Origin of the sequence: Maridesulfovibrio ferrireducens, from assembly GCF_016342405.1 — a bacterium.
GTDB classification, from domain to species: Bacteria; Desulfobacterota; Desulfovibrionia; order Desulfovibrionales; family Desulfovibrionaceae; genus Maridesulfovibrio; species Maridesulfovibrio ferrireducens_A.
The window spans coordinates 26,994-43,715 of record NZ_JAEINN010000004.1 but is presented as its reverse complement, the minus strand read 5'-3'; the positions used below and the strand labels follow the sequence as shown (position 1 = coordinate 43,715).

16 protein-coding genes are annotated in these 16,722 nt (G+C 45.0%); 14 read left to right on the top strand and 2 right to left on the bottom strand.

The window, feature by feature from the left end; all coding sequences use genetic code 11:
* Positions 1-416 precede the first annotated feature (416 nt).
* The 14 genes from JEY82_RS05725 (at position 417) to JEY82_RS05660 (ending at position 15,370) form a co-directional block, all read left to right on the top strand.
* A complete protein-coding gene (locus tag JEY82_RS05725) occupies positions 417-1,070 on the top strand; it encodes a CBS domain-containing protein (protein ID WP_304083634.1) in 654 nt (217 codons plus the stop codon).
* Positions 1,057-1,854 carry an ABC transporter ATP-binding protein gene (locus JEY82_RS05720; protein WP_304083632.1) on the top strand — a complete coding sequence of 266 codons (798 nt, stop codon included), beginning with the start codon at positions 1,057-1,059 and terminating at the stop codon, positions 1,852-1,854. Before JEY82_RS05725 ends, JEY82_RS05720 begins: the two co-directional genes overlap by 14 nt.
* Position 1,855: 1 nt before the next feature.
* Entirely contained in the window at positions 1,856-3,763 is a 1,908-nt protein-coding gene (locus tag JEY82_RS05715; RefSeq protein ID WP_304083630.1) for an AMP-binding protein, read from the top strand.
* A 2-nt stretch (positions 3,764-3,765) separates the two neighbouring features.
* Complete coding sequence (locus tag JEY82_RS05710; RefSeq protein ID WP_304083628.1) at positions 3,766-4,653, top strand: branched-chain amino acid ABC transporter permease; 888 nt, start codon at positions 3,766-3,768, stop codon at positions 4,651-4,653.
* Between the two features lies 1 nt (position 4,654).
* Positions 4,655-5,698 (top strand): branched-chain amino acid ABC transporter permease, encoded by a 1,044-nt coding sequence (locus JEY82_RS05705; RefSeq protein ID WP_304083626.1) that lies wholly within the window; start codon positions 4,655-4,657, stop codon positions 5,696-5,698.
* A 56-nt stretch (positions 5,699-5,754) separates the two neighbouring features.
* Positions 5,755-6,915, top strand: coding sequence for an ABC transporter substrate-binding protein (locus tag JEY82_RS05700; protein ID WP_304083625.1), 1,161 nt, complete (start codon positions 5,755-5,757; stop codon positions 6,913-6,915).
* A gap of 65 nt (positions 6,916-6,980) precedes the next feature.
* Complete coding sequence (locus JEY82_RS05695) at positions 6,981-7,778, top strand: ABC transporter ATP-binding protein (protein ID WP_304083599.1); 798 nt, start codon at positions 6,981-6,983, stop codon at positions 7,776-7,778.
* A gap of 61 nt (positions 7,779-7,839) precedes the next feature.
* A complete protein-coding gene (locus tag JEY82_RS05690; RefSeq protein WP_304083597.1) occupies positions 7,840-9,096 on the top strand; it encodes a phenylacetate--CoA ligase family protein in 1,257 nt (418 codons plus the stop codon).
* A 103-nt stretch (positions 9,097-9,199) separates the two neighbouring features.
* Complete coding sequence (locus tag JEY82_RS05685; RefSeq protein ID WP_304083595.1) at positions 9,200-10,618, top strand: sigma-54 dependent transcriptional regulator; 1,419 nt, start codon at positions 9,200-9,202, stop codon at positions 10,616-10,618.
* 30 nt (positions 10,619-10,648) lie between these two features.
* The gene (locus JEY82_RS05680; protein WP_304083593.1) at positions 10,649-12,241 is read left to right on the top strand and encodes a PAS domain-containing sensor histidine kinase; all 1,593 of its coding nucleotides are present in this window, start codon (positions 10,649-10,651) and stop codon (positions 12,239-12,241) included.
* Between the two features lie 160 nt (positions 12,242-12,401).
* Positions 12,402-13,949 (top strand): GGDEF domain-containing protein, encoded by a 1,548-nt coding sequence (locus JEY82_RS05675; RefSeq protein ID WP_304083590.1) that lies wholly within the window; start codon positions 12,402-12,404, stop codon positions 13,947-13,949.
* 21 nt (positions 13,950-13,970) lie between these two features.
* Positions 13,971-14,405 (top strand): hypothetical protein, encoded by a 435-nt coding sequence (locus JEY82_RS05670; RefSeq protein WP_304083588.1) that lies wholly within the window; start codon positions 13,971-13,973, stop codon positions 14,403-14,405.
* A 31-nt stretch (positions 14,406-14,436) separates the two neighbouring features.
* The gene (locus JEY82_RS05665; protein WP_304083585.1) at positions 14,437-15,138 is read left to right on the top strand and encodes an EAL and HDOD domain-containing protein; all 702 of its coding nucleotides are present in this window, start codon (positions 14,437-14,439) and stop codon (positions 15,136-15,138) included.
* Positions 15,139-15,154: 16 nt separating this feature from the next.
* On the top strand, positions 15,155-15,370 hold the full coding sequence (locus JEY82_RS05660) for a DUF3955 domain-containing protein (RefSeq protein ID WP_304083582.1): 216 nt from the start codon (positions 15,155-15,157) through the stop codon (positions 15,368-15,370).
* Here the strand turns inward: JEY82_RS05660 and JEY82_RS05655 are convergent, their stop codons facing one another.
* Positions 15,371-15,958 (bottom strand): pentapeptide repeat-containing protein, encoded by a 588-nt coding sequence (locus JEY82_RS05655; protein ID WP_304083579.1) that lies wholly within the window; start codon positions 15,956-15,958, stop codon positions 15,371-15,373.
* A 70-nt stretch (positions 15,959-16,028) separates the two neighbouring features.
* Positions 16,029-16,700, bottom strand: a complete 672-nt coding sequence (locus tag JEY82_RS05650) for a D-lyxose/D-mannose family sugar isomerase (protein WP_304083577.1) — start codon at positions 16,698-16,700, stop codon at positions 16,029-16,031.
* Between the last annotated feature and the right edge of the window lie 22 nt (positions 16,701-16,722).

The window sequence follows — 16,722 nt, the reverse complement described above, 5'->3', positions numbered from 1 at the left end:
ACACTATCTGCATTAACCATAATTCTATCTTTAAATATCCGACTAAATGTAACAGATAATATTTATTCAAAACAAGCAGATAAATTTAATTTCTTTGGTTAAAATACAACTTTTATTGCAGGTGCAACTTTTATTGCAAAACGGCCTCAGCGCAACAAAAGGCGCATTCTTCGTAAAACCTGTGCGTCGTGTAAACAAAAGTTGCACTGTGCCTTCTGTTAAATTCTCCGCCTTTGTTGAACAAAAACAAATTATTAATAAATATTTCTCTTCCATAAAAACCGTAAGAGATTGTTTTAACTGCCAAACATATCCGAAAAATGATTTTTTATAATCCCCAAAAGCAACACCACAAAACTTGGCACAATCTTTCCAATAGGTTCTGAACAATACTTGTTTCAGGAGGAACCTATACGATGTACGTCGGGCTAAAAATGCTGAAAGATTTCATGCCGCAATCTCCGGATGCTCTTGCGGAAGATGCTGCTGCTCTTATGGAAAAACACATGCTGTGGATGTTGCTGATTGTAGAAAACGATAAGCTCATCGGATACGTCCGCACTGAAGATGTAAGCGCGGCAATGCCTTCCAAGATGACCGGACTGGATAAGCATGAAATAAACTATCTGCTATCCAAACTGACCTTACGCAAAATAATGCGCACAGACATCACCACCATCAGCCCTGAAACAGAAATTGAAGCCGCAGCAGCTAAAATGCGCGAAAAGAATCTCGCAGGACTTGCCGTAGTGGACGGCAACGCTAAGCTTATCGGTTATATAAACCGAAACGTTATACTTGATGTGCTCGCGGAAGAAATGGGGTTTGCGGAAGGCGGCTCCAGAATAGTTTTTGAAGTAAGTGACAGGCCCGGAGTGTTAAAACACGTCGCAAGCCTGATTGACGATCTCGGTTACTCAATTATCTCGACCGGAACCTTCAAACATAATGACTGCCGAATGGTTGTTATCCGAATCAACGCTGAAAATCCTTCATCTGTTGCCGCTGCTTTGCAGAAAAACGGCTACGACGTTGTAGGGCCGGAGGATTTCAGGGATGAATGGGAATAATGAACCATTGCTGAGCGTCAACAATATTACGCTTACTTTTAAAGGTGTTGCAGCTCTTTCCCGTGTTTCCTGCGAAGTCCCCAAAGGGAGCATAACGTCTCTCATCGGTCCAAACGGTGCGGGCAAAACCAGTATGCTCAATTGCATTTCAGGTCGCTATACCCCGGACAAAGGTTCCATCACCATGCGCGGAAAGGAACTGCTCGAAACCAAAGCATGCAAACGCACTGATTTCGGAATGTCCCGCACATTTCAGAATATAGCCCTGTTCAAAGGATTATCTGTACTTGATAACCTGATGGTCGGACGGCACTCCCGCATAAAATACGGATTACTCGCATCTCTTTTCTACTTCGGCAAAGCCCGCAAAGAAGAATCAATACACCGTGCGCGCGTTGAAGAAATTATCGATTTTCTGGGACTCTCCCCCTACCGCCATCAAGCTGCCGGACATTTACCTTACGGAGTACAAAAGAAAGTCGAACTGGGCCGCGCTCTGGCCGCCGAGCCTGAACTTCTGCTTTTAGACGAGCCTATGGCAGGCATGAACCTCGAAGAAACAGAAGATATGGCCAGATATATTCTCGACATCAACGAAGAATGGGGAATTTCCGTCTTTTTAGTTGAACACGATATGGGTGTTGTCATGGACATTTCAGATCACGTCGTAGTTCTTGATTTCGGCAGAATTTTAGCCAGCGGAACACCGGAAGAAGTTCAAAGCAATCCCAAAGTCATCAGCGCCTACCTCGGCGACGAAGACGGGCTTTACCAAGGGCGTTAATATGACAAAAATTTACAAAACAACCCTTCCGGCCTTACTGATCAAGAATGCCCGCGAACGCGGGGACCGAACTGCCATGCGCGAAAAACATCACGGCATATGGCAGCCTTTTACATACAAAGATTATCTGACCATCACCTCCGAATTCGCAGGCGGACTTAAAAAACTGGGCATAGAAAAAGGCGATGCCATTATCATCATCGGTGATAATAGACCTGAATGGCTCTGGGCACAATTGGCTGTTCAAGGAATCGGCGGTTACTCCGTCGGCCTTTATCAAGACGCTCCGGCTGACGAAATAGGTTACGTGTTCACACTTTCAGAAGCGAAACTGGTAGTGGCGGAAGATCAGGAACAGGTTGATAAAATCATGTCTATCCGCCATGAACTGCCGCAGCTCAAACACATCATCTATCACGATCCCAAAGGGCTAGTCGGATACAAAGAAGAAGGACTCATGTCCTTTGATGAAATTTGCGACATGGGCCGCGACACTGCATCCGACTTTGAAAAGTGGTCCAAAGAGACAGCACCAGACGACATAGCAATCATTGCTACAACTTCAGGCTCAACAGGCCGCCCCAAGCTGGCGATGATGTCGCATACTAATTTACTCTCCATGGCTTACAATCTCGGAATATCCGATCCGAAAAACGAATCTGATGAATTTGTTTCCTTTCTACCCCTTGCATGGATGGGAGAACAAATGATGGCGGTAGCTTCAGCTTTACTGTTCGGCTTCTGCGTCAACTTCCCGGAAGAACCGGACACCATACAGGAAAACATTCGTGAAATCGGACCGCATCTCATATTTTCACCGCCCCGAGTTTGGGAAAACATGGCCGCAAAAGTTCGCGTTCGCATAATGGAAACCACGCCGTTTAAAAGATGGATTTTCAACACACTCATGCCTATCGGAATTAAGTACGCTGAAAAAATTCTTCACGGCGAAAAACCAAGCAACGCATTGGAACTCGGCTATAAACTTGCAGAAATAGGATTATTCAGAGCCATGCGCGACAGACTCGGATTCTCGCGCATTCGGTCTGCATCAACGGGTGGAGCTCCTCTCGGGCCGGACACTTTTACATTCTTTCACGCTCTCGGTATCAACTTAAAACAGATTTACGGACAGACCGAAATTGCCGGAATATCCTGCATCCATAAAAACGGCGAAATCAATTTCGACACAGTCGGCGAACCTATCTCAGAAACACAGATCAAAATATCTGACGAAGGAGAAGTTCTTTCCAAGAGTCCGGCCGTTTTCCTCGGCTACCTTAAAAATAAAGAAGCAACAGCGGAAACACTTGAAGACGGATGGCTCAAATCCGGTGACGCAGGATACTTTAAGGATAACGGACAACTTATCATTATCGACCGTTTAAGCGACGTAATGGAACTTAATGACGGAACCCGCTTCTCGCCTCAATTTATTGAAAACAAAATTAAGTTTTCCACCTACGTGCAGGAAACTGTCGTCATCGGACGGGAGCGGGATTATATCACCGCCATTATCTGTCTCGACAGTGACATTGCCGGACGCTGGGCTGAACAGGAACAACTCACCTACACAACATATCAGGATTTAGCCGCCAATCCACGCCTTTACGACCTCATTGCAAAGGAAGTTTCCTCCATCAATGAAACCTTGCAGAAAGGCACATCTATCAAACGATTTGCCCTGCTGTTCAAGGAACTTGATGCAGACGACGGAGAGCTGACCCGTACCCGTAAAATTCGTAGAAAAGTTATCGAACAGAGATACGAAGATCTTATAAACGCATTGTATAACGGGGATTCCATGCTGAATCTCACCACCCGCATCAGATACCAGGACGGCTCCGAACGCACCATGTCGGGCGACATAGCCATTCGCGAACTAAACAACCCCGCAAGGAAGGTTTGATCATGGAATATTATTTCCAACTTATAATCAACGGCCTTGTTGTTGGTTCCATATACAGTCTGGTCGCCCTTGGTTTTGTTATCATCTACAAGGCAACAAAAGTTGTTAACTTTGCACAAGGCGAAATGGTCATGGCCGGTGCGTACATCTGCTTCGCGCTGACGGTTCAGTACCAGATTCCTTTCGCGCTGGCCTTTCTGATGACGCTGGCTTTCTCCGTAATCCTCGGGCTGGTGATAGAAAGAATGATACTTCGCCCCCTCATCGGTGAACCGATCATATCCGTAGTAATGGTTACAATCGGACTTTCATCCATTCTGAAATCTCTGGTTCAAGTCTTCTGGGGCACGCAGATCAGAGTTTTTCCGCCCATTCTTCCGCAGGAACCTTTTATACTTATCGGACTGCCTATTGCTCCGGTATATGTAGCCGCCTTTGTTCTCTGCCTGCTGCTGTTTGCCGTCTTCTCTCTGTTTTTCAAATACTCATCCATCGGCATTGCCATGAGGGCAACAGCATTTGACCAACAAGCCGCGCAGTCTATGGGTATCGGCATTAAAAACATATTCGCCCTTTCTTGGTGTATAGCCGCGGTAGTTTCGTCCATCGGCGGAATAATTCTCGGCAACATCAACGGCATAAACTCTCAGCTCGGACATCTCGGACTTAAAGTCTTCCCGGCTGTAATTCTCGGAGGGTTGGACAGCCTTCTGGGCGCAGCCCTCGGCGGACTGATTATCGGTGTGCTGGAAAACGTCTGCGAAGGTGTCGCTCGCGAACTGCTGAATCTCGGCGGGTTTAAAGAGGTTGCTTCTTTTGTCGTGCTGGTAATTATTCTCATGGTCAAACCATACGGCCTGTTCGGAACAAAGGAAATAGAGAGGGTTTAACATGCTTAAATGCGGACTTTTTTTTACATCATATAATAAAGAAGACCAGTTTTTTACCTCCATGTTTCAGAAAACATGTCTGGGGCTGTTCATTGGGGCAATGCTCATAGCGCCGCAGGTCCTCGACTTTTATTATATTTCAGTAATGAACCTGATCATGATCGCAGCCATTGGGGCTGTCTCCCTTAATCTGCTCACAGGCGTATGCGGACAGATGTCACTGGGACACGGCGCATTTGTCGGCGTCGGTGCTTACGGGTGTGCAATTCTGGCCTCCAAAGGTTTACCCTTTATTATATGCCTTCTCGGAGGCGGAGCTTTTGCCGCGCTCGCAGGTATGTTCTTTGGCATTCCCTCGCTGAGGCTTAAAGGCATCTACCTTGCCATCTCCACTTTGGCGGCTCAGATGATTCTTGAATATGTATTCCTGCACTGGTCCGCCTTAACGGGAGGGGCAAACGGAATGCCTGTCGATCCTCCTTCCATCATGGGATTTTCATTCGATTCAGACGAAAAGATGTTTTACCTCATCTTCGGAGTAACCATTTTATGTGTGCTTGGAATCAGCAACATTATCCGTTCACGTTCGGGAAGAGCTTTTATCGCCATCCGCGACTTCTACCAGTCCGCCGAAAATGTAGGGGTGAATCTGTTCCAATTTAAACTGCAAGCTTTCGCAACAAGCTCTTTCATTGCCGGGATTGCAGGCGGATTGTGGGCTTACTACACGATGTACATCACCCCTGAACAATTCTCTATCTCCCTTTCCATCAGCTATCTCGCCATGATCATTGTCGGCGGAATGGGGTCTGTTACAGGCGCAATCTTCGGCGCGGTGTTTATTACTCTCCTACCGGAAGTTCTTAACACCACCACATCCCTGCTATCTTCATTTGCTCCTGACATCAGCTCCTTAATGGCTCCGCTTAAAGAAGGGATATTCGGGCTGACTCTCGTGCTTTTCTTAATATTCGAACCGGAAGGGTTGGTCCGTAAATGGAAACTCATCAAGGCATATTGGAAACTTTACCCATTCGCTTATTAAAAAAATGCCGGCAGACACATAAACGATAATTCAACAATTTTACAGGAGACCAGATTATGAAAAAGATCATAATTTCATCGGTAGTCATGACAGTGATGCTCTTTGCAACCGCAGCTTTTGCAACAATAAAAGTAGGACTTCTTTCCGACCTTACAGGCCCCACCTCCAGCGTGGGAGTCCCTTACGCTCAGGGCATTAAAGACTGCGCTGCTTACGTAAACGCCAACGGCGGAATCAACGGCGAACAAATTGAACTGATTCAGGTTGATTATGCTTACAACGTGCAGCAGGCACTTTCTGCGTATAAACGATTTAAATCTAAAGGCATCGTTGCCTTGCAGGGATGGGGAACAGGCGACACCGAAGCTCTCGTCCGTTTTGTATCCCGCGATAAAATCCCCGTATTTTCTGCGTCCTACTCGCCTCACCTCATGGATCCTTCAAAAGCTCCATACAACTTCACAATAGCACCCGACTACTCCACACAGGGGCGTGCAGGGCTAAAATATATCAAAGACACATGGACAGAAAAACGCGCTCCCCGCATTGCTTTTGTCTACCCGGACAAGCCTTACGGACACGTTCCACTTCCAGCCATGAAAGAATACGCAAAAGAACTCGGCTTTGAAGTCACAGGCGACGAAACCCTCGACCTCAAAGCAATGGATGCAACTCCTCAGCTCCTCGGTCTGAAAAAGCAGAAAGCCGACTTCGTATGGGTAGGCGGGACAACTCCTTCCACAGCTGTACTCATGAAAGACGCTGAAAAGCTCGGATTTAAAGGCAAATTCCTCGTAAACATCTGGGGCAATGACGAAAACCTTGCAAAAATGGCCGGACCAGCCTGTGAAGGCAATCTCGGCATGCAGGCCGCGGCTGTTTACGGACAGGATGTTCCGGGCATGAAGATCATTGAAACAGAAACCAAAGGTCAGCCTCAAATGACCCATTACCTGCGCGGATTCGTCTCCACTATGGTGATGGTTGAAGGAATGAAAAAAGCGGCTGCCAATGGCAAAATAACAGGGGAAAACATTAAGAACGCACTCGAAACAATGCGTGATTATGACCCGATGGGACTTGCCCCTGCAATCAGCTTCTACCCCGAAGATCACAGACCCAGCATGGCTGTTAACGTTTGTACTGTTAAAAACGGCAAACTTGAATTCGTGCAGACAGTTTCTCTGCCTCGCGATGCAAAGTGGCTGGGTAAATAAACCTGAATTATTGAACAATCAGGAGGGGTTTATGCCCTCCTGATTATCTAAGGCAAGGAAAACATATGAGTCTGCTAAACGTTCAAAATCTTGAAGTCGTCTACAACGATGTAGTTCTGGTTTTGAAAGGTCTTTCTTTAAATGTCGCCAAAGGCAGTATCACAACTCTGCTGGGTGCAAACGGGGCAGGTAAATCAACTACCTTGAAAGCCATTTCAGGGCTGTTGGAAGGCGAAGACGGTAAGGCGACATCGGGCACAATTCTCTACAAGGGACAGCCGATGAGCAGTAAAAGTCCCGAAAAAACAGTCCGGCAAGGCATTTTTCAAGTTATGGAAGGCCGCCGTATTTTTGAAGATCTGACTGTCGAAGAAAACCTGCGTTGCGGAGCCTATACTCAACCTGCTAAAAACTTTTCAGGCAACCTTGAAAAAGTATATACATATTTCCCGAGACTACGGGAACGCAAAGCCCAGCTTGCAGGCTACATGTCCGGCGGAGAACAGCAGATGCTCGCCATCGGCCGGGCTGTAATGGCCTCCCCTGAATTGCTGCTGCTCGATGAACCGTCACTTGGACTCGCTCCGCTGTTAGTCGAAGAAATTTTTGATATAGTTAAAAAAATCAACAAAGAAGAGGGAGTTACTGTCCTTCTGGTTGAACAAAATGCCCGCATGGCCCTTTCACTGGCTGACTACGGCTATATCATGGAAAACGGCCGCATTGTTATGGACGGAAAAGGTTCGGAGCTTTTACATAACCCGGATGTTCAGGAATTCTATCTAGGCCTCTCCCATGGCGGGAAAAAACGCAGCTACCGCGATGTAAAACACTATCGCCGCCGTAAACGCTGGCTAGGTTAACAAGGTTTTCCAATTACCTATTCTTAACTAGCCAATAGACCTAAAAGACGAGGATTTAGCGATGGACAGATCAAATAAAATTTATGACCCGATAGAGCATGATACCCCCGAAAGCCGCAAGGCAAGACAGCTGGACAAAATAAAAACAGTTATCTCCAAAGCGATGGATTCATCCAAAGAATTTCAGACTCGCATGGGTTCTGCCGGAATGACTGCTGACGACATAAATGACCTTGATAGTTTTTCCAAAATCCCTGTTCTTCGCAAAAAAGAACTTCTCAATTTGCAACAGGATAAAGGGCTGGATTGGCTGCTCACCGCTACTCCCGGTGAGCTGAGCAGAATTTACCAGTCGCCCGGCCCTCTTTTTGATCCCGAAGGACGGGAAAAAGATTACTGGGGCTGGACGGAAGGATTTTACGCCGCAGGATTCCGCCCGGGTGATCTTGTCCAGATGACATTCAGCTATCACCTCACCCCGGCAGGACTGATGCTTGAAGAACCTCTTCGAGAAATAGGGTGCGCTGTAATCCCTGCCGGACCGGGCAATTCTGCTGTTCAATCACAATTGATGACCACGCTTCCTGTAACCGGATTTGTGGGCATGACCAGCTTTCTGAAAGTTATTGCAGAAAAAGCACAGGCGGCAGGACTTGATCTTAAAAAAGATTTCAAACTGGATGTTGCTTTTGTTGCGGCGGAACGTTTGCCGGAATCTCTGCGAAATGAAATCGAAGAAGCTTTCGGCATGAAAGTGAGACAGGGATACGGTACGGCTGATGTCGGCTGTATTGCTTACGAATGTCTGGACCTCGGCGGAATGCACGTTTCCAGCCGTTGCTATGTTGAAATATGTGATCCGCAGACAGGGCATACCCTGCCGATGGGCGAAGTAGGCGAAGTAGTAGTTACCCCTTATACTCTTTCATATCCTTTGATCCGTTTCGGAACAGGTGACTTATCCCGCATGATCGACAGGCCTTGTGCATGTGGAAGAACAGCTCCCAAACTTGCCGGAATACTCGGCAGAGCAGACGACACCGCCAAAGTAAAAGGACAATTTATTTATCCTGCGCAGGTTGCAGAAGTTACAAAGGTTTTCCCTCAAATAAAAAAGCATCAAATCATAATCACCAATGACAAAGGACGCGACCTGCTGACACTTAAGCTTCAACTCGACGGACCACTTGATGAAAGCAAATTTATTCCCGCGTTTCAGGAAAAAGTTAAACTCAGACCTGCCCTGCTGATACTTGATGAGAATGAAATTATCGAAGACGGCGCTGCTCCGCTTATAGATACACGTTCGTATGATTAAATTTCAACTTCACAGTTGCAACATTTGTTGCTGGCATATATTATCTTTAACAAATTCAACTCATATTTAAGTGATGCAAGACTGATAATTTCAAAAGGACAGGATGAACAAGAGCACTTTCCCTAAAAACCCCGTGCTTCTCGTTGATGACGAGGAAACATGGTTGCGGTCTTTTTCGCTGGCTCTGAAGTCAGCAGGCATTGATAACATCCTTTGCTGTAACGACAGCCGCGAAGTAGAATCTATATTGAAAACTACCGCAGTAGAAGTAATTGCCGCGGATCTCGCCATGCCCAATGTCAGCGGAGAAGACTTAATCCGTCTGGTTTCCGCCAAGCATCCGGATATTCCCATACTTGTGATTACAGGTATGAATCAGCTTGAAACAGCCGTGCAATGTCTGAAACTCGGCGCTTTCGATTTCTTTGTAAAAACCTACGATAAAAACAGTCTAGTTTCCGGCATCCGTCATGCCATTCAAATCCGCGAGCTGAAAAGAGAAAATACCAGTCTCCGCTCCCGCTTTCTGGATGACAAACTTGAACATCCCGAAGCCTTCGATCATATCATCACCGATAATATGACTATGCGTTCCATCTTCAAATATATTGAAGCGATTGCAGATTCCTCCAAACCGGTACTGATCACCGGAGAAAGCGGCGTAGGTAAAGAACTCGTTGCGAGTGCGATTCATAAAGTAAGCGGGAAAAGCGGCGATTTCGTACCCGTGAATATTGCCGGGCTTGATGATAATATTTTTGCAGACACACTCTTCGGTCATAAAAAAGGTGCGTTCACCGGAGCAGACAAAGCCCGCTCAGGACTTGTAGTCAACGCAGCCGGCGGAACTCTGTTTCTGGATGAAATAGGTGACCTCGCCCACGCTTCGCAGCTCAAACTCCTAAGACTTGTGCAAGAACGGGAATACATGCCCATCGGGTCGGATTTAACCCGCAAAACCGATGCGCGCATTATTGCCGCCACCAACATTGATCCAGATATATTAAATGATGGTCCCGGTTTCCGCAGCGATCTCTATTACAGACTTAAAGCCCATCATGTTCACATTCCGCCTCTTCGGGAACGCAAAGAAGATATACCCATGCTTGTGGATTATTTCCTGCGCGCAGCATGTAAAGAAGAAGGACAAAAAAAACCGGAAATCCCTGCAAACCTCGTCGCTCTGCTCTCATCTTACGATTTCCCCGGGAATATCCGAGAACTGCAATTTCTTATTCTCGATGCCCTCAGCTGCACCGATGGATTAAAGCTGAATATTGAAAGACTGGAACGTCATATCAGCCATGCTCCAGCCATCACTAAGCAGGTTCAGAAACAAACAGTTGAGGGCAAAGTCGCCTTCGGAACCAGCCTTCCCACATTAAAAGAAGTCTGTGATGAACTGGTCGAAGAAACCATGAGACGCACTGACAATAATCAGGCAACAGCCGCGGCAATACTCGGAGTATCCAGACAGGCCCTCAATAAACGTCTCAATAAAATGAAACAGACTCAATCATAGCAAAAAAACAGGCAGACTATAGGATTTGATATGGCATCCTCTCAAGAACGCGTCCAGAATTTGGAAAAGCAAAACACCCAGCTCCAAAAAGAACTGAAACAGCTTCGCGCCCTTATAGATGCCCCGCGCAACGTGATGCAATTTTCTTTTGATCCGGCCTATCGTTATATAACTTTCAATCAAGCTCACTATGAATTCGTAAAACACAATTGGGGTGTTGAAATCAGCGCCGGAATGAGCGTGCTGGATATTTTTACTGAAGGCAAAGAAGTACAATCCGCCAGAGAACACTTTGACAGAGTTCTACAGGGTGAATCCTATATCCTGAAGCGCAAATATAAACGGCGCAAAGGCGAAACCAAGTATTACGAGAACACCTATGTTCCAGTGATTGAAAACGGCTCAATCGTCGCAGGAACAGTCTCGGCACATGACATTACAGAATGGAGCGAAAAAGAAGAAGAAGGCCGCAAATACAGATCTATTTTCGATAAAGCTCTGGAAGGAATCTACCGCTCCACAATACGTGGCCGATTCATTGAAGCCAACCGCGAAATGGCCCGGATACTCGGCTATGGCTCTCCTGACGAACTGATTACCTCCATTACAGACATAAGTTCCCAATTATACTGCGATCCTGTTGACAGGGACACCGTTTTTTCCCGTCTGCGCACTGAAGAAGTCGTCAAAGATTTTGAAACGCGCATGTTCCGAAAAGACGGAACTCCCATATGGGTTGAATTCAATGCCCGCTGTGAAAAAAACAAAGACGGGCATACTCTTTACGTGGAAGGAAAACTTACAGACATCTCCGCCCGAAAAGAAGTTGAGCAACGGCGGCAACAAATGATGCAGGCTGAAAAAATGGCCTCGCTCGGTGTTCTCGTTGCCGGAGTGGCACACGAAATAAACAACCCCAACAGCTATCTGACTCTGAATCTCCCGCTACTGAAAGATATCTGGAATGATACTCAGGCAATACTTGACGATTTCAGCGAAGAAAACGGCGATTTTGTTCTCGGCGGGCTGGAATATTCCGAACTGCGCAATCACCTGCCCTACCTCCTTCAGGAAATGATGGAAGCGGCTTCACGCATTAAAGACATTGTCTCGCGATTGAAAGACTATTCCCGACAGAATCCCGAAGACGGACGTGAATATGTAGAACTAAACGATGTGGTCAAAGGGGCGCTGACTTTTGTCCGTCACAAAATAAAAAACTCGACCAGAAATTTTGAACTGATCCTCCCGGAAAAAAGTCCGGTTGTAGAAGCAAATCCGCAACGGCTTATTCAGGTACTTATCAACCTTATTGTAAACGCCTGCGACGCTCTACCTTTAAATGAAGGCTACCTCACGGTAACAGTCAAAACTTGCGGCGAGACAAACCTGAAGAAGAACTACGCCTGCATCACAGTGCAAGACAACGGCTGCGGAATTTCTGAAAAAAATTTAAAAAACATTGAAGATCCCTTCTTTACCACCAAACGGTCCACAGGCGGAACAGGGCTGGGTCTATCCATATCCTCAAACATTATGAAAGAACATAATGGCTTACTCGAATTTTCATCCATACCAGCCAAGGGCACAACTGCCACAATGAAACTTCCGCTATCTATATAATTATTTTGCGAATTAATAATTCGCCTGCCCCCTCCATATATTATTAATTATAAATTATATGCTATACTGTGCGTCGACAACCGATTAGCGCAGTGTTATGTATGATAGATAAAGAGTATACGCTCACGCACAAATATCTTTTCCTTGGAGAAGTCGACATATGGACATCACAATCAGAGCCCTTCTCTTCGACAATTCCCTCATTTCTTTTGCGCTTGGATTCATCATGCTGCTCTTTTCTTTTTTCCACAAAAGATATCGCGGATTCATCCTTATCAGTCTAGCATATTTATGTTTAAGCATCTCATTCCTGCTGTCCGCTTCCCGTTCTTTTTTACCTGAATATTCAATCATTGCATCAAAAACACTGGGGTTAGCTTCTCTGATATTGATGAAAATAGGCATTGAACGCTTTCGGCAGATACCGCATAAGCTAATTAAATTATCATTACTGCTTCTTTGCGCAATCTTCGCTTCATCCTATTTTTTTACGTTCATAACTCCAGACACTTTAGCTCTCGAAATATCCTTTTCCGTACTGATTTCCCTGCAACTGGCTCTCTGCATCTGGGCAACCTTGCGTAAAACCAAAAAACTAAAAAACTATCAGTACATGCTCGTATTCGCAGGTATGCTATTAGTTCTCGCCCTTTCCGCTAAAATCTTCGCAATGATGAAGTATCAGGACTTTCAAACAACCTTGACGTATTGGATTCATATGCTGACCTACTCTTTTGCATTAATAGCATCATCTTTCGCTTTTATCTGGGGCAGTGTAGAGCGGGCTGAAATTGAAAAAGATAACCAAACGGCTAAACTGGAACAAAACTATCACTTCATGGACGCGTTTCTAGACGCAATACCATTACCGGTTTTCTATAAAGATAAAAAGTTGCGTTACCGCAACATCAATCAGGCTTTCAGCGAAATAATGGGCATCCCCAAAGATCAAATTCTAGGCAAAACAACAACAGAAGTTGTCCCGAAGAAAATTGCTGAGCTCATTAAAAACCATGATATTGCCATGCTGGAAACAGGACAAAAACAAGAATACGAAACAGCCTTTCCTTTTTCGGACGGACTGCATCATGAAATTGAAGTTAAAAAAAGCCCATTTATTGACTCATCCGGAAAAATAGCCGGGATAGCCGGAGCTTTTATAGATATAACTGAACGCAAAATTTATGAGGCTAAAATTAAACATCTGGCCCTGCATGATCAGGTTACCGGACTTCCAAACCGTAATATGTTCTATGCACAGCTTAAAAAATCAATTGCAATGGCAAAACGCAACAAGTACACGCTGGCATTGCTATACATTGATCTGGACGGATTCAAATCTGTCAACGACGATTTCGGACACGATGCAGGCGACACTCTGCTTAGGACTATAGGAAAACGCCTTTCAACCGCTGTTCGGGAATCCGACACAGCCTGCCGCATCGGCGGAGATGAATTTACAGTGCTGATTGAAATGTACAATGACCCTTCAGATGTGATAATTGTAGCCGAAAAGATACGCACAGGCTTAGCAGAACCAGCCACCTGCGAAAGCCATCCCTGCCGGACGAGTGCAAGTATAGGCATAGCCCTATATCCTCAGGATGCAGAGTCTTCACGGGACCTAGTGAAAGCAGCAGACAAGGCTATGTATTCAGCCAAACAACAAGGTAAAAACAAAATCTGTTTCTATAATAACAAAATCTAATAAAAAGAATTTGAGAATAAAATGAGCATAGATAAACAACAAAAGGCATACCATAACGTATTCTTTGCACGACAGCCCATATTCAACAATAAAATGAAAGTATGGGGCTATGAGCTCTTTTATCGTAAAAATGAAGAGGCTGATTCCGCAACATATATTGATGAATTCAAAGCTACCATGGAAGTAATGTCCAATCTGGCCTTAAGTCCTGATGACAAATTTAAGGCAGCCAAAATCATTATTAACTTTTCGGAACAGGCTGTTCTCGAAGACCTCCCGTTATCACTGCATCCTAAATCCACCATTGTACAATTCACTGACCCGGAAAAAGTTTCCTCTGAATTAATAGAGACAATGCATAAGCTCAAAGACAGTGGCTATACCATTTCATTAGATGACTATGCAGCACGGTATGAAAACCAAGAACTATACGCCTTAGTCGACATTTCTGGCTAAAAAAGTTGAAACGGCAGAACAGTTCGAATATGTGAAAGAACTCGGATTTGCTTATTATCAAGGATACTTTTTCAAGCGCCCGAAAACCGAAGTTGCCCGTAAAATTTCTTCCAACGAAATGCTCCGCTTTAACCTAATGCAAATGCTCAACAGTGAAGATTTCGACATAGGAGAACTCAGCAGAACAATTGAAAAAGATGTGTCACTAAGCGCGCGTCTTCTGAATCTGTTGAATTCTCCGGCCTACGGCCTCACAGCTAAAATTTCGTCCATCAAGCAAGCTGTCGTATACCTAGGCGGAGATCAACTCAGACACTGGCTTCGTGTAATTCTTCTTACAGACATGAAACAGCCCGGAAAATCTGCGGAATTAACCCGCCTGAGTCTCCAGCGGGCCAAGGTTATCGAAATGCTCAGCTCACATTCCGACATGCAGGAAAGTGATGAACGCTTATTTCTGGTAGGCCTGTTTTCTCTACTGGACGCAATGCTCGAACTGCCGATGCACCGAGTAGTGCAACTGCTCTCAGCATTGGACGACAACATCCGTCAAACACTTGATGGAAGCGAAACCCACTTCCGGCCGTGGCTGGTTTTAGTAGAAGCGATGGAAGACTCAGATTGGGAAAAAGTAGGAGCAATGGCGGCAACTCTGGATCTTGAAGCATCCGACATAATGAAGTGTTACAAAGAAGCGCTGGACTGGTCGAATACTGTACTGACCTGCATGTAATTTTTCAAGAAATATAATGTTCAAACACCTTATTTCATTCAAAACAAGCCTGTTTTTTATATGCGTAAGCATTGCTTGCGCGATAGCATTCAATACAATTGGTTCAACAATTGACAGCGAAGGCATATTGCATGAACCCTTCGCCTTGATCCCGATAGGCTGGTTATTTTTTCTACTGGGAATTCTTGTCGGTATTGTTTGCGTTGTTCAGTGGCTGTGGAGCAAGCGGTAACTATTTTAACTTAATATCAAGATTTGCAAGCAGCGATACTGCTTCCGGTAATGAAAAAACAGTTTTGTGAAGTTTATTAGAGCTCGCATTCATATAATAATTTCTTGAAGTACTGAAATCAGCAGAACTCAAATCCGCTTGACTAAATTGGCATCTCTTAAGATCACAATCATCAAATTTAACACGAACCAGCTTGGTATTAATAAAAGAAGCTTCGACCATTGAACATGAAATAAACTTAACTTTACCAAGATTCATATCGCTGAAAACAGAACTATCAAGCAAACAATTTACATAAGAAGCACTAATAACCACTCCCGTATTGCCCCAATTGATCCCCAATAATTTAGAATCATTAAATACTGCGCCGATAAATTTAGTATTATTAAATTTAGCAAGGGCAAGATTGCAATTAGAAAACGTGCATTTTTCAAAAGCACATCCCCTTAAGTCGGCAAATTGAAAAGACGATCCTACAAAACGACAATTGTAAAAAGAAACATCCCTAAACGACTCATCACTAACATCCAAAGATTTAAAGACTTCATTTTCATAAGTCTCATTATCGTGAACAATTAAATCTGACATATTAAATTCTCACTTATCTTGAAATTCGCCATGTTCCATCTCCCAGAAAAATACCACAACCTTATAATTTTTAAAGATATTTAGCGTAATCATTAACCAACAAATGAATGGGAGCTTCGTCTTCTTCCACTTCGGGGAAACGCGGCAATGGTTCGTAAAAACGGTTGTCGGAGTTGTCGTCGTTAACAGCGCTTACTTCTCCAACCATGACGTCTCCGGCTCCTTTTTCGCAGTAGAAGGAATGGTACATGCCCGGTTCAAGACAAATGCTTTCACCCGGTTCGAGCACTATTTCCCCGCCCGGTTCAACGGAGCGGATAAAACCGTCCACGCTTACATCAAGAGGCTTGTCGGACATAGCTTCGTTTTCATCTGATCCGTAAAGCTTGATAATCAAATTGCCACCTGCGCGATTAATAATGTCCTCGCGTTTGGACCAATGAAAGTGCATGGGGCAAATCTGACCTTCACGCAGAATCATGATTTTTTCAGCATATGGCTTGGCATCGCCAGCCTTGAGATTGCCGTTGCGGATGGTGAAGAGAATCAGTCCCAATTTGTCAAAATCACCCTTGCCGTAATCAGTCAGATCCCAGCCGAGCAAGTTACGGACAACTTCACTGTCTCCTGTTCCCTTCCAATCTTCAGGACCCCAGAAAGCCCACTTGGGAAGGTTGAAATGGTGCTTGCTGTAAAATTCTTTTGCTTTAATGATAAGACCGTTAATTTCACTTCTTTTCATGCTGTTTCTCCGTATCTAAGAA

Excerpts from the sequence above, each read along its gene's own strand:
- JEY82_RS05725 (WP_304083634.1), top strand. The coding sequence starts at position 417 with ATGTACGTCGGGCTAAAAATGCTGAAAGATTTCATGCCGCAATCTCCG.
- JEY82_RS05720 (WP_304083632.1), top strand. The coding sequence starts at position 1,057 with ATGAATGGGAATAATGAACCATTGCTGAGCGTCAACAATATTACGCTT.
- JEY82_RS05715 (WP_304083630.1), top strand. The coding sequence starts at position 1,856 with ATGACAAAAATTTACAAAACAACCCTTCCGGCCTTACTGATCAAGAAT.
- JEY82_RS05710 (WP_304083628.1), top strand. The coding sequence starts at position 3,766 with ATGGAATATTATTTCCAACTTATAATCAACGGCCTTGTTGTTGGTTCC.
- JEY82_RS05705 (WP_304083626.1), top strand. The coding sequence starts at position 4,655 with ATGCTTAAATGCGGACTTTTTTTTACATCATATAATAAAGAAGACCAG.
- JEY82_RS05700 (WP_304083625.1), top strand. The coding sequence starts at position 5,755 with ATGAAAAAGATCATAATTTCATCGGTAGTCATGACAGTGATGCTCTTT.
- JEY82_RS05695 (WP_304083599.1), top strand. The coding sequence starts at position 6,981 with ATGAGTCTGCTAAACGTTCAAAATCTTGAAGTCGTCTACAACGATGTA.
- JEY82_RS05690 (WP_304083597.1), top strand. The coding sequence starts at position 7,840 with ATGGACAGATCAAATAAAATTTATGACCCGATAGAGCATGATACCCCC.
- JEY82_RS05685 (WP_304083595.1), top strand. The coding sequence starts at position 9,200 with ATGAACAAGAGCACTTTCCCTAAAAACCCCGTGCTTCTCGTTGATGAC.
- JEY82_RS05680 (WP_304083593.1), top strand. The coding sequence starts at position 10,649 with ATGGCATCCTCTCAAGAACGCGTCCAGAATTTGGAAAAGCAAAACACC.
- JEY82_RS05675 (WP_304083590.1), top strand. The coding sequence starts at position 12,402 with ATGGACATCACAATCAGAGCCCTTCTCTTCGACAATTCCCTCATTTCT.
- JEY82_RS05670 (WP_304083588.1), top strand. The coding sequence starts at position 13,971 with ATGAGCATAGATAAACAACAAAAGGCATACCATAACGTATTCTTTGCA.
- JEY82_RS05660 (WP_304083582.1), top strand. The coding sequence starts at position 15,155 with ATGTTCAAACACCTTATTTCATTCAAAACAAGCCTGTTTTTTATATGC.
- JEY82_RS05655 (WP_304083579.1), bottom strand. The coding sequence starts at position 15,958 with ATGTCAGATTTAATTGTTCACGATAATGAGACTTATGAAAATGAAGTC.
- JEY82_RS05650 (WP_304083577.1), bottom strand. The coding sequence starts at position 16,700 with ATGAAAAGAAGTGAAATTAACGGTCTTATCATTAAAGCAAAAGAATTT.